Origin of the sequence: Lentihominibacter faecis, from assembly GCF_014306095.1 — a bacterium.
Classification (GTDB): Bacteria; Bacillota; Clostridia; order Peptostreptococcales; family Anaerovoracaceae; genus Lentihominibacter; species Lentihominibacter faecis.
The window spans coordinates 1-12,691 of the sequence record NZ_JACRWC010000106.1 but is presented as its reverse complement, the minus strand read 5'-3'; the positions used below and the strand labels follow the sequence as shown (position 1 = coordinate 12,691).

Annotated in this window: 11 protein-coding genes; 3 read left to right on the top strand and 8 right to left on the bottom strand. The window is 45.9% G+C overall.

Going from position 1 to position 12,691, the window contains the following annotated elements; all coding sequences use genetic code 11:
• The 5 genes from H8876_RS08545 to typA form a co-directional block, all read right to left on the bottom strand.
• On the bottom strand, positions 1–1,398 hold the full coding sequence (locus H8876_RS08545) for a spore germination protein (RefSeq protein WP_249287396.1): 1,398 nt from the start codon (positions 1,396–1,398) through the stop codon (positions 1–3).
• 89 nt (positions 1,399–1,487) lie between these two features.
• Entirely contained in the window at positions 1,488–1,754 is a 267-nt protein-coding gene (locus tag H8876_RS08540) for a hypothetical protein (RefSeq protein WP_249287395.1), read from the bottom strand.
• Positions 1,755–1,778: 24 nt separating this feature from the next.
• Complete coding sequence (locus H8876_RS08535; protein ID WP_249287394.1) at positions 1,779–5,225, bottom strand: pyruvate carboxylase; 3,447 nt, start codon at positions 5,223–5,225, stop codon at positions 1,779–1,781.
• Positions 5,226–5,354: 129 nt separating this feature from the next.
• Complete coding sequence (locus tag H8876_RS08530; RefSeq protein ID WP_249287393.1) at positions 5,355–6,203, bottom strand: mechanosensitive ion channel family protein; 849 nt, start codon at positions 6,201–6,203, stop codon at positions 5,355–5,357.
• Positions 6,204–6,206: 3 nt separating this feature from the next.
• Positions 6,207–8,096: a translational GTPase TypA gene (gene typA, locus H8876_RS08525; protein WP_249287392.1), complete on the bottom strand. Its 1,890-nt coding sequence runs from the start codon at positions 8,094–8,096 to the stop codon at positions 6,207–6,209.
• 190 nt (positions 8,097–8,286) lie between these two features.
• Here typA and H8876_RS08520 point away from each other — a divergent pair, with 190 nt between their 5' ends.
• The 3 genes from H8876_RS08520 to H8876_RS08510 all read left to right on the top strand — a co-directional run bounded on the left by H8876_RS08520 (position 8,287) and on the right by H8876_RS08510 (position 10,111).
• Positions 8,287–8,838, top strand: coding sequence for an N-acetylmuramoyl-L-alanine amidase (locus H8876_RS08520; protein WP_249287391.1), 552 nt, complete (start codon positions 8,287–8,289; stop codon positions 8,836–8,838).
• A gap of 94 nt (positions 8,839–8,932) precedes the next feature.
• On the top strand, positions 8,933–9,919 hold the full coding sequence (locus tag H8876_RS08515; protein WP_249287390.1) for a class I SAM-dependent methyltransferase: 987 nt from the start codon (positions 8,933–8,935) through the stop codon (positions 9,917–9,919).
• 6 nt (positions 9,920–9,925) lie between these two features.
• Positions 9,926–10,111 (top strand): hypothetical protein, encoded by a 186-nt coding sequence (locus H8876_RS08510; protein ID WP_249287389.1) that lies wholly within the window; start codon positions 9,926–9,928, stop codon positions 10,109–10,111.
• A gap of 89 nt (positions 10,112–10,200) precedes the next feature.
• Here the strand turns inward: H8876_RS08510 and H8876_RS08505 are convergent, their stop codons facing one another.
• The 3 genes from H8876_RS08505 to H8876_RS08495 all read right to left on the bottom strand — a co-directional run bounded on the left by H8876_RS08505 (position 10,201) and on the right by H8876_RS08495 (position 12,370).
• Positions 10,201–10,656, bottom strand: a complete 456-nt coding sequence (locus H8876_RS08505) for a hypothetical protein (RefSeq protein ID WP_249287388.1) — start codon at positions 10,654–10,656, stop codon at positions 10,201–10,203.
• 94 nt (positions 10,657–10,750) lie between these two features.
• Positions 10,751–11,365, bottom strand: a complete 615-nt coding sequence (locus H8876_RS08500) for a hypothetical protein (RefSeq protein WP_249287387.1) — start codon at positions 11,363–11,365, stop codon at positions 10,751–10,753.
• A 51-nt stretch (positions 11,366–11,416) separates the two neighbouring features.
• Positions 11,417–12,370 carry a hypothetical protein gene (locus tag H8876_RS08495; protein WP_249287386.1) on the bottom strand — a complete coding sequence of 318 codons (954 nt, stop codon included), beginning with the start codon at positions 12,368–12,370 and terminating at the stop codon, positions 11,417–11,419.
• Positions 12,371–12,691: the final 321 nt, after the last annotated feature.

Here is a 12,691-nt window from a genome sequence, read left to right as displayed (position 1 = left end):
TCACTTTTTTGTGCGAAACAGAAGCTTCCTCAGCTTAGACCAGTCCCATGGAACAAGTGGATATAAGTAGGATGTTCCAACGATCGTTCTGGTAGCGGCCATCACTGCCACTGAAATCAAAAATCCTATGGCAACGCCCTCCCAGCCCAGCAAATGAGCACCGATCAACATGAGCACACGCACGAATTTGATCCCGAATCCCAGCTCGATGCTGGGCTGCGTGAAGCTTGCCAGAGCGACTACAGCCATGCACAGGATGGTCTGCGGCACGAACCATCCTGATGAAACCGAAAACTCACCCAGTATCAACGCCCCGATCACCGACAGCGACATGCCCAGGGAATCTGGCGTATTCAAGGATGCCAGCTTCAATCCGTCCACTGCCAGTTCCAGCAATATAAACTGCCAGAAAATGCTTATGGCAAATTCTTCTTCGGTAATGAAAAACCGCAATGCTTCATTAACTGGGATATCCCCTTCTGCAAAAAGCAGATACACCGGTGTTGCAAACAGGATCACGAATATGTTTAAAATCCGCAAAAATCGAAAATAATTCCCTGTAAGCAAAGGAAAATAATAATCATCAATATCCTGCAGGAAATCAAATATCCCTGCAGGAAGAAGGATCACAGTTGGCGAATTGTCAACGATCACTGCCAGCTTTCCTTCCTCTACGTGAGCCGCAATGATATCCGGGCGCTGAGAATAACGCACTTTCGGAAAAGGATTGCACCAGCTAAGCTTCTTTCCAGTCAGAGCCTCCACCAGAGTCTGTTCTGTGACCGTCAGCCCCCGCAAACGAAGCTGCTTCAGTGTCTGATCCATTTTCTTCACCATATCCTGATCTGCCCGATCCTTCATATACGCCAGGGCAACATCTGTTTTAGTCACTTCTCCTACAGCATATATCTTGAAAATAAGAGCATTATCCCGGATCCTTCTGCGAAGCAGTGCGATGTTCATCATCATTGCTTCTACGAAACCGTCTTTCGCTCCTCGCAAACTTTTTTCCTTGGAAGGTTCTGCCACACTGCGAAGGGGATAATCACGTCCATCAATAATGATTATCTGATCATACCCATCGATCAGAAGCGGGATCAATCCGGAGTACAGAAACTGTATTCCCTGTTTCATGTCGGAAGCCAGCAGACAATCAAGGAATGCCAGGTTATACGCCATAAATTCTCCGGCGGTTTTCGCTCGATCCACTGTTTTTTTATCCAGTCCCTGCAAGCTGGCTACTACCCGCTGCATAACATCTCCGTCCACCAGACCGTCCACGAAAAACATAGTTGCATCCCGCTCTCCGATCTTCAGTTTTCTTTCCAGCAGGTCAAAGCTTTCATCTACCGGAACCTGACTCTTGATCTGCCTCAGCAGATTTTCATATTCACTCATAAAAAAACCTCGCATCTTTTTCCTTAGTTTGTTAAAAAACAGGAATGTTTATGCGAGGTTCTTTTCTCTATTCTTACAGGATTTTCAGGCTAACGCTTCTTTTTCTTTTTGCCGGCCTGACCCTTATGCACCGGTGTGCGGTTTGCTTCACGCTTTTTTTCAGCCTTCTCTTCCCGCTTGTTTCTGCCCAGCGCCCGGAACACCATGAAAACGATGTACACCAGGGCTGCAGCAATGCAGACATAAACCATCTGTCTGCCGTCATCAACATGACCGAGATACTTTGCAAAAAGCAACACACCGATCATGAAGATCCAAAAATATAAAAACTTTCCTACGATACCACCGTTGTTCATCGCTATGCTCCTTTATTTATTATATTACTTCAGTTTTGCAATCAACTCGCCTGCCTTGACCTGCTGACCTTCTTTGATGTAGATCTTGTCAACAACGCCCTTTGCAGGAGCCAGAATATTGGTCTCCATCTTCATGGCTTCGATTACCGCGATCGGCTGCTTTTCTTCCACTTCATCGCCTTCGGCAATCAGCACCTTAATGATATTACCCGGGATGTTTGCTCCGATTTCATTCGGATCTTCTGCATTGGCATAAACGATCTGGGACGAATTCGCTCCGATGTTAGAAGCAGCCTGGTCTTTGATCTTGACAGCACTTCTGTTGCCGTTGACTTCGAATACCAGATTTCTGAATCCTTCATCATCTGCATCTCTTACATCAGACAGTCTGACAACCAGTTCCTTACCCTCTGCGATCTTGACTTCACATGTCTCTCCTTCAGATAAGCCATGGAAGAAGATATCACTGCCCATCAGGCGGAAGTTACCTTCCTTGTCCAGGCTCTTGAGATAATCCTCAAATACTTTCGGGTACAGCGCATAACTGAGAGCTTCTTTCTCTGTTCCTTCCAGTCCATATTTCTCGACCAGCAGCTTCTTGATACCGTCGAAATCTTCTTCCGGCAGCAATTCGCCCGGTCTGCAGGTGATCGGCTTCTTGCCGTGAAGTACAAGCTTCTGGAGTTTTTCCGGGAAGCCGCCTTCTGGCTGACCCATCATGCCTTCGAAGTAGGAAACGATGGAATCAGGGAAGTCAATATCCTTCGCCTTCTCATAGATATTTTCCGGCGTCAGTTCATTCTGCACCATGAAAATAGCCATATCGCCAACAGCTTTAGAGGACGGTGTTACCTTAACGATATCACCCAGCATCTCGTTGACTGCCTTGTACATATCCTTTACATCGTTGAATTTGTGACCCAGTCCGAAGCTTTCTACCTGAGACTTCAGGTTGGAGTACTGTCCTCCCGGCATCTCGTACTTGTAGATTTCTGCGGATCCTGTCATCATGTCGGATTCAAATCCAGCGTAAACCGGTCTTACTGCTGCCCAGTAATCAGAGATTTCCTGGATGCCATCCGGATCGATACCCGTTTCACGCTCTGTGCTGTCCATAGCAGCTACGATGGAGTTGAGAGCAGGCTGGCTTGTCAGTCCCGACATGCTGTTGAATGCTGCGTCGATGATATCCACGCCTGCATTGGCTGCCATCATCAGAGTGGCTACACCGTTGCCGCTGGTATCGTGAGTATGGAGATGAATCGGAATGGAGATCTCGTTTTTCAGAGCTTCGATCAGCTTCTTGGCTGCCATCGGCTTGATGAGACCGGACATGTCCTTGATGCCCAGGATGTGAGCACCTCTCTTTTCCAGTTCCTTCGCCATCTTGATGTAGTAGTTCAGGTTGTATTTTTCTCTGCTTTCATCCAGAATATCTCCGGTGTAACAGATGCACGCTTCTGCGACCTTGCCCTGGTTGAGGGTTTCATCCAGCGCCACTTCCATACCCTGGATCCAGTTAAGGGAATCGAAGATACGGAACACGTCGATTCCGGACTTGGCTGATTCTTTTACAAATCTGCGGATCACGTTGTCCGGATAGTTCTTGTAGCCTACAGCGTTCGCACCGCGGATCAGCATCTGGAACATGATGTTCGGGATCTTGGCACGCAGCGTCTCAAGTCTTTCCCATGGAGATTCCTTCAGGAAACGATAGGACGTATCGAATGTTGCTCCACCCCACATTTCCAGCGAGAAGAGATCTTTACCATAAAGAGCAGTCGCCGGTGCGATCTTTTCCATATCTACCGTTCTGACACGAGTTGCCATAAGGGACTGCTGCGCGTCACGCATAGTCGTATCGGTGATCAGCAGCTTCTTCTGATCTTTTACCCAGTCCACAACGCCCTGAGGGCCCTTTTCATCCAGGATCTGTTTCGTTCCGGAAAGCTTTGCGATCTCAGCCGGTTTGATCCGCGGGAATACCGGCACGTCAAACTGCGGCTTGATCCCTCTGTTTCCGTTGACATATTTTTCACCAAGGAACGTAAGCAGTTTTACTTCCTTGTCTTCTCTTACCATGATATTCATCAGTTCCGGATTATCTGCTATAAATCCGGTGTCACAGTTACCAGCCTGGAACGTCGGGTGATTCAGTACGTTGAGCAGGAATGCGCGGTTTGTCTTCACCCCGTTGATCTTCATTTCCTTCAGCGCACGTTTCGCCTTGCTGATGGCATCGTGGAAGCTGCGCGCCCAGGACGTTACCTTTACAAGAAGGCTGTCGTAGTACGGCGAGATGGTCGAGTTAACAAACGCATTGCCAGCATCCAGACGAATGCCGTAACCGCCTGCACTTGTGTATTTTGTGATAACGCCTGTATCCGGAGCAAATCCGTTGATAGGGTCTTCTGTCGTCAGTCTGCACTGGATCGCAAATCCGCGAGGCTGAATATCATCCTGACTCTTGATGTCAAGCTCCGGCGAATTCAGTTCGTATCCTTCGGCGATCAGGATCTGCGACTGTACGATATCGATGCCTGTCGTCATTTCTGTAACGGTATGTTCCACCTGGATACGAGGGTTCATTTCGATGAAGTAATGATTTCCTTCATGGTCTACCAGGAATTCTACAGTACCTGCACTTCTGTAGTTCACCGCCTTGGCGATCTTCAGAGCGTCGTTGCAGATGTTCTGTCTCTGTTCCTCTGTCAGGCAGAGCGCCGGAGTAAATTCAATCACTTTCTGGTGTCTTCTCTGGATGGAACAGTCACGTTCATACAGATGTACGATGTTGCCGTAGCTGTCTCCCAGGATCTGCACTTCGATATGCTTCGGACGTTCCAGATATTTTTCAATGAAGATATCGTCGATACCGAATGCCTTCTTCGCTTCACTCTTGGCGCTGCGGTACTGTTCTACCATTTCTTCCTTCGATCTTACGATACGCATACCTCTTCCGCCGCCTCCGGCTGCCGCCTTCAGCATAACAGGGTATCCGCATTCATCTGCAAACTGCAAAGCCACCTCTTCCGAAGGTACGGTTTCTGTGATGCCCGGGATAGTCGGCACACCTACGCTGTTTGCCACGATCTTGGACTTGACCTTGTCTCCGAGGTTGTCCATCATGTGATAATCCGGTCCGATGAAAACCAGTCCTTCTTCTTCGCATGCCTTTGCAAATTCTACATTTTCAGACAGGAAGCCGTAACCTGGATGGATCGCATCCACGCCTTTTGCCTTTGCCAGTTCGATGATCTCATCAATAGCCAGATAAGCATCTACAGGGGACTTGCCCTTACCGATCTGATAAGATTCATCCGCTTTCGTTCTGAACAGTGTATTTTTATCTTCTTCTGAGTAGATAGCAACGCTTCTGATTCCCAGTTCCTTGCAGGCCCTGAATATACGGATCGCGATCTCCCCTCTGTTGGCGACCAGAACCCGCTTAAATTTTCTCTTGTCGTTCATATCCCGAGTCTCCTTTCCAATTGCACATTATTCTAATATTTTATCATTATTCCGTTTTGTTTTCCACACATATTTATAAATCACGGACAAATTCTTTGTGTGTAGTATACAAAACATCCGAATCAACCTTTATTCGTGATGGATATGGACATCCATCTGTGGAAACGGGATCTGTATCCCGTTCTCGTCAAATGCAACTTTGATATGCTCTTCCAGATAATATTTCACATCCCAGTAATGTTCCGTCAGGCACCACGCCTTAAGATCCATGTCCACAGAGCTTTCTCCATGATTTGCTACACCAATGAGCGGCTGCGGATCCGTCAGGATCAACGGATTGTCATCACATACCTTCCGCATGATCTCCTTGGCATGCTCGATGTCATCATCGTATCCGATCCCGAATGTGCAGTCCACGCGTCGCTTCTCCTCCTGACTGTGATTCACCAGGACAGAAGTATTGACGATTCCGTTGGGGATGGTTATGGTCTTGTTGTCATAGGTTTTCAACGTCGTCAGAAACAAATCAATATGATGCACCTTGCCTGACACATCTCCTATATCGATCAGATCATCCTTGCTGAAAGGCTTTGTCAATATGATCATAACACCGCCGGCAATGTTAGCCAGACTGTCCTTGAGAGCCAGCGCAATAGCTGCTCCGGCGGCCCCGATAACAGCCACGATCGTATGGACCTGAATGCCCAGAACTCCCAGGCACATGGTAATCAGCACGATGGCCGCCGCCACCTTGATCACATTGCGGACGAAAGTATATAAAATCGGATCTGCCGTACTTTTTTTCAGACCCCGATCCGTGATCCGCAAAATGATTTTCAGCAAAATCAGTCCTATCAGGACTATGATAAGAATTGCCGCCAGATTCATTCCCCAGTCCATCATTTTATCCACAGAAAAGAAATCCTTCCACGACCCTTTGGTCAATGCTTCCTGACTTTCGGCAATCTTTTCTTCCATAGCTTAGTCCTCCTGTTTGATCTTCCGGCCGCTCCGTCTGCGCTCCAGTTCTTTTAGGTACTTCTTTCTCAGACGGATATCGTCCGGCACGATTTCCACCAGTTCATCATCATCGATGAATTCCAGGGCTTCTTCTAATGTAAAGGTGCGTGCCGGCGCCAGTTTGATGTTGTCATCGCTTCCTGCCGCACGCATATTGGTCGCTTTTTTCGCTTTGCACGGATTCACTACCATATCATCGCTTCTGGCGTTCATACCGATGATCATGCCCTCGTACACCTTGGTGCCCGGTTCGATGAACATCTGTACACGCTCGCTGATGTTGAAGATAGCATATGGCGTTGCGACTCCTTCTTCCTGAGCGATGGCCACGCCGTTGGTACGCTGCGGGATCTCCCCTACATAGTCGTCGAATTTAGCAAAGCGCCGCACCATGGTGCCCTCGCCTCTGGTATCGTTGATAAACTCACTTCTGTAGCCCAGCAGCCCTCTTGTCGGCACCAGGTATTCCAGGTGGGTGAATCCGTTTTCGCTGTGCATCTCCTGCATCATGCCCTTGCGGACGTTCAGCTTGGAAATGACCGATCCGGAGTATTCATCCGGCACAGACAGAACCACTTCTTCGATCGGTTCCTGTACCTGGTTGTGATCGCCCCGGCGCATGATGACCTCCGGCTTGGAAACGGCCAGTTCATAGCCTTCCCGGCGCATATTTTCGATGAGGATAGAAAGGTGAAGCTCCCCTCTTCCCGAAACCTTGAAGCTGTCGGTGGAATCGGTGTCTTCCACTTTCAGTCCCACATTGACTTCCAGTTCTTTATTGAGTCGTTCCCGAATGTGACGGGACGTTACGAATTTACCGGACTTGCCTGCGAACGGAGATTTGTTGACCATAAAATACATGGACAAAGTCGGCTCTTCGATGTGGATCATTTCCAGCGGCTGCGGGTCTGCCGGGTCGCAGATGGTCTCTCCGATGGAGATGTCCGCAATACCGGAGATCACGACGATATCGCCAGCTTCTGCCTGATCCACAGCCATCCGCTTCAATCCTCTGTATACGAATACCTGATTGATCTTCTTCTGTTCGATCTGACCATCTCCCTTGGCTACCGCTACCGTGCTTCCCGCCTTGATAACACCTTTTGTGATCCTGCCGATCCCCAGTCTTCCGATGTAATCATCGTATCCCAGAGCCGAGATCTGCAGCTGCAAAGGTTCCGCGTTGCGATCCGGGTACGGTTGGGTGTGCTTGATGATAGTATCGAACAGCGGCGTGATGTCAAGCCCCTGCATACCCTTTGCACTCTTCTTGATCTTTGCATCACCCTCTTCCACGGAGATGCCCTTGACGTCATCAGGATCGTATACCACGATGCCCTGTCTTGCGATGCCGTAGAGGATCGGGAAATCCAGCTGCTCATCGTTGGCTTCCAGATCCATAAAGAGCTCGTATACCTCATCGACGACTTCGTCGATCCGGGCATCTTTCTTGTCGATCTTGTTGATGAGAAGGATCGGGTTGATTCCCTGCTCCAAAGATTTTTTCAGTACGAATCGCGTCTGCGGCATCGGCCCTTCGCTGGAATCCACCAGCAGGATGACCGTGTCTACCGTCTTGATGATACGCTCCACTTCAGAAGAAAAGTCGGCGTGTCCCGGTGTGTCTACGATATTGATCTTCACGTCTCCGTGCATGACGGAGCAGTTCTTCGAATAGATGGTGATTCCACGCTCCCGCTCGATGTCGTCACTGTCCATGATGCAATCCACCACCTGCTCGTTGTCCCGGAAGACACCGCTCTGGTTCAAGAACGCGTCCACCAGCGTGGACTTGCCGGCATCGACGTGAGCGATCACCGCGATATTGATTATTTTCTGCTTTTCTGCCATTACTCCATTCCCACTTTCTGTATTGAATTTTATTACATGATCGAAATCCTGCGATTTCGCAATTTTTATGATTACTGTAACACTTTATTTTAAATCAATATGCATAGCATGTCAAAATAATTTGCAGTCCGGTCAGACTCTTTTTCAGCGGCTTCCGCATAGACTAACAGAAAAACAAAGGAGTATCTTTATGCCAAATCTGTTTTTAAGCCCCTCCGTGCAGGAGTATAATCCCTATATCAACGGACTGGGGAGCGAAGAATATTACATGAATCTGGTAGCCGATGCCATGGAGCCGTATCTCATTTCCTGCGGTATTTCCTTTACGCGAAACGACCCGGATGCCACCCTGCAGCAGGCTATTGCTCTATCCAACGCTGGAAACTACGATTTCCATCTGGCCCTCCATTCCAACGCCGCACCACCGGCCCTCGCCGGACAGCTTCAAGGGTGCGACATTTACTATTACGCCACCAGCACCCAGGGAGCACGCGCCGCGAAGATCTTTGCAGAAAACCTGAAGGTCATCTATCCGGATCCCGCCAAAGTCCGAACGGTGGCAAACACCACGCTGGGAGAACTGCGCCTGGTAAAGGCTCCGTCCAATCTCATCGAACTGGCCTACCATGACAACGCCGAGGACGCCTTCTGGATCATAGACAACATCCAGCTGATCGCCCGAACCCTGGTGCTGGCTCTGACAGAATACTTCGGCATACCGTTTGTGGAACCCAGCATTTGATGTCTGCAAAGGCTCGTCCGGGGATTTTAGCGTTTACATTTGCGGTTCTTTATGGCATGATGGACTGTAGAAAAAAGCAGAAAGGACTGCAGATATGAAAAAAATCATCCAGACGATCCTGCAGGCATCAGACAGTGGAAGCCTGACCAAGATCATCTTTGCAGGGAAGCGGAAGAAGTCCCTGGAATACAGCAAAATCACCCTTCGCCCGGTGACCATCCGGGGCGAATACATGTATCAGGCGGAGTTTCATTTCGAGAAGAAAGTGACACACCAGAACATCCCCTATCACGAGATGATAGACTACGCCAGCCAGTGGATCTGTGAGGATTTCAAGCAGATCAACATCCTGACGGAGGCGGAGGATATTCAGATCCTGGCCGCCGATCCGGAAAATCCGCGGATCACACGCCGTGCTTATAAAAAGCTTCGCAAGGCAGCGGTGCTGGATCACAATCGAAAGAAACATTACATCATCGAAGATGGAAAGCCCTGCGACTTTCTCATCAAGCTGGGCGTCATGTCGCCGGAGGGCAAAGTGTTCCAGAAGCACTACTCCAAATTCCGGCAGATCAACCGCTTCCTTGAGATCGCCGACGATTCCTTCCGCGATCTGCCTTCTCAAGGTACGCTGCGAATCATCGACTTCGGCTGCGGCAAAAGCTATCTGACCTTCGCGCTGTACTATTATCTGCGGGTCTTAAAGAACCGGGATGTAGCCATCGTCGGACTGGATCTGAAAAAAGACGTGATCGAATTCTGCAACAAGACGGCACAGGAGCTGGGCTACGACGACCTGACCTTCCTCACAGGGGACATCGCCGACTACGAGAGCACGGGTGCCGATATGGTGGTCACCCTCCACGCCTGCGATACGGCGACGGATTATGCCCTGATCAACGCGGTCAAATGGCACAGCCGGGTGATCCTGTCGGTACCGTGCTGCCAGCATGAGCTATTCTCCCAGATCAAGGAACCGGTCAACGATTCCTACCTGAAATACGGGATCTTAAAGGATAAGTTCACGGAAATCCTGACCGACGGACTGCGGGGGCTCAAACTGGAAAGCGCCGGCTACTAGGTCAATATGATCGAGTTCACATCACTGGAGCACACCGCCCGCAACGTGATGATCAAGGCCGTACTGCCGGATCCAGCCGCTCTGACGCAAAAGCAGCGGCAGAAGCAGGAAGCCGCAAAAGAAAAAGCTTCGCAGGAATACGAGGCTTTGAAAAATATGTATCATGTTCATCCAACCATCGACCAGCTGTAGGCCAACCTCTTCTGTATGACAAATAAAACGAGATGCATGAACTGTATTTTCATCATGCATCCCGTCTTTCTCTTCTGGGTTTAATGCTATCATTTATTTTCTTTTACAGCATTGGCCAACGATATCACCCATTGTAAAAGGAAGAAACAATATGCAGCAATCATTACTATAATTACCACAAACCATGATATCCTTGCTGCGCTAATAATATGTGTTATTAACAGAAGCAAAAACACTTCTGCAATCATACTAAACACTAAAATTACTTGTACAGATTTTCTTATCTTTTTCCCGCAGTCATTATTACTGTTAGAATCTACAAAAAATTTACTTTTACGGATATTTAATTGAAATTGCACAACTAAAAATATCAACAATGCCAATAATCCTATTAATACATATAGTAAAATTTCAGACTGCATAAATTCCAAATCCCACAGGACAGTCAGCACTAAAATAATTATACTTATAATTAAAATGCACCTGGCAAGTATTATCTCACGATTCATTCCATCACGTCCTCTTAAATACTCGATTATTTTCATAGGCTCCTATGCCCCATTTGTGTGCAGATATAACCAAATATTTTTTCCAAGAGCCATCACTTTGTGCGATAACCCTATTATTTCCCCAATTCAATCAGAAATAAAAGTCAAACAAGTCACTATTTGTAGTCACAATATATATGTTTTTCTTCTCATTATTTCCCGAGTTAAAATGTCCACACCAAAATAGAATATGATCCAACTCAAAGCTTTTATTTTGGTATCTTGAAATCCGGAATTTATCAGCATTAAATTGCGGTGAAATATTAGCTGCAATCACTTGGAAATATTGATTAAGTTTACTATCTTCCGACGATTTCTTTCCAGTCGTCTCTATAAGCGCAATTCCTGTAATTTGATTATCCAAACTTGAAAAGGCAGTCATACGCAGCCTTAATGAGTCTGAAATCTTGAAGTCGTAATACGTAACTCCATTTTGGATCAATTCCTCGCCATCACCATTTTGTACTTGGACACTTTGGGTGGAGCTTTTGTATTCTTTCGGAATCTGGGACAATCCAGCATTTTTCAAATCCTTATTGAATATTTCAACACCACTTTCCGGAGTAATGTCAAAAGCTCCATTAGTCACAGCAATATCAGATTTTTCAGTTGAATTATTTATTAGAAAGGATTTTGTAGTAGTATAAAATGCTATGAAACATCCCGCTATAATAATCCCTAAAATAATCATTATTACTTTTTTCATCAGCTTTCCTCCATAACACCCGAGAATATACAATCTATTATTCGTACTAATCTAAAAATTCCCCCATTTATAATTCGGATATGCAATTGGAGCTACAGTCGAGCCCTTCATTTTACTTGAATTTGAACCAAATACTTTAATATCTAATACATAATATCCGTTAATTTTTCCATCTCCATAAGATACGTTAACATATCCCCATGCCTTTTGAACATATCCTGTTTTTTTATCTGAACTAGTTTTCGTCGTATTTTTCACTGCAGATGTTGGGGTAATATAGCACGGCGTTGTTGGTTTAGTTGTGGTAGAAGATAACGAAGTAATTTTCCCACCTGATGTTTTCCAAGTTACTGTTGACCAAAACGCACAATATGACGCTTTACTTTTGCTTCCATACGTTTGCTTGAATGTCTTCTTATTAGTTTTAGCCGCAGCTTTAGAAGAATTAGAATCTAATATATATTCATTAACACCAACCTCTTTTAAACTATCAGCACTATATTTTTGTTTTATATTTGCAACAACGGAGGGTTTAAAATTTGACTCAGCATACTTAACATACTCATTTGTTAAAACTGCATCATTATCATTGATAATCTCCTGAGCATGCTCCTCCGCCAACTGCTCAATTCTTACTTTTAAATCATTTCCTGTTAACTTTGACAATTCCAGTGCTTCATTTTCCAATTGAATATTCTTCTCTGTACTATTTAACGATTCAAAAGATCCATCATAGGAATTATCATCTTCATCTAATATTTCGTATTTTTCATAGGCTGGAGCAAAAAAATAGTTTGCAATTTGCTCTCTATCATTTTCATTCTGAACTGTCATTATAATTGCCGATAATCTATCCGTCTGATTTTCTTGTGTGTTCTCTGAGAATGTCGTCGCATTTGCAGGAACGGTAACTATACTTACAATAAGTAACACTATAACAATTAATGAACTTGTATATATGCGTTTTTTTATCATTTTGTTTTCCTTTCCAACTAAATTGATCATACTCATTACAACGACTTTAGCTTATGCATCTTCACCCCCCTTACCATATGTATCATTTAACCCACAGTTATTTTATGCCTTAATATTACTTTATATAATCATGAATGTCAACTACTATTTAGTTGTCCGAAATATTGACATTGCATATACTTTCCACTAATATGTATTACAGAAAGGAATTATAATGAGTACTCAAATCAATTTTAAAAAAGGTTCTGTAGAAATGCTTTTGCTGCATGTGCTAAGCTGTAAAGGAGACTGCTATGGATATCAATTATCACAATTGATCAAAAAATCTTCTGAAAATACACTTGACTTTCC

Coding starts and splice junctions, on each gene's coding strand:
- H8876_RS08520 (WP_249287391.1), top strand. CDS start 8,287: ATGCCAAATCTGTTTTTAAGCCCCTCCGTGCAGGAGTATAATCCCTAT.
- H8876_RS08545 (WP_249287396.1), bottom strand. CDS start 1,398: ATGAGTGAATATGAAAATCTGCTGAGGCAGATCAAGAGTCAGGTTCCG.
- H8876_RS08540 (WP_249287395.1), bottom strand. CDS start 1,754: ATGAACAACGGTGGTATCGTAGGAAAGTTTTTATATTTTTGGATCTTC.
- H8876_RS08505 (WP_249287388.1), bottom strand. CDS start 10,656: ATGAAAATAATCGAGTATTTAAGAGGACGTGATGGAATGAATCGTGAG.
- H8876_RS08515 (WP_249287390.1), top strand. CDS start 8,933: ATGAAAAAAATCATCCAGACGATCCTGCAGGCATCAGACAGTGGAAGC.
- H8876_RS08510 (WP_249287389.1), top strand. CDS start 9,926: ATGATCGAGTTCACATCACTGGAGCACACCGCCCGCAACGTGATGATC.
- typA (WP_249287392.1), bottom strand. CDS start 8,096: ATGGCAGAAAAGCAGAAAATAATCAATATCGCGGTGATCGCTCACGTC.
- H8876_RS08500 (WP_249287387.1), bottom strand. CDS start 11,365: ATGAAAAAAGTAATAATGATTATTTTAGGGATTATTATAGCGGGATGT.
- H8876_RS08535 (WP_249287394.1), bottom strand. CDS start 5,225: ATGAACGACAAGAGAAAATTTAAGCGGGTTCTGGTCGCCAACAGAGGG.
- H8876_RS08530 (WP_249287393.1), bottom strand. CDS start 6,203: ATGGAAGAAAAGATTGCCGAAAGTCAGGAAGCATTGACCAAAGGGTCG.
- H8876_RS08495 (WP_249287386.1), bottom strand. CDS start 12,370: ATGATCAATTTAGTTGGAAAGGAAAACAAAATGATAAAAAAACGCATA.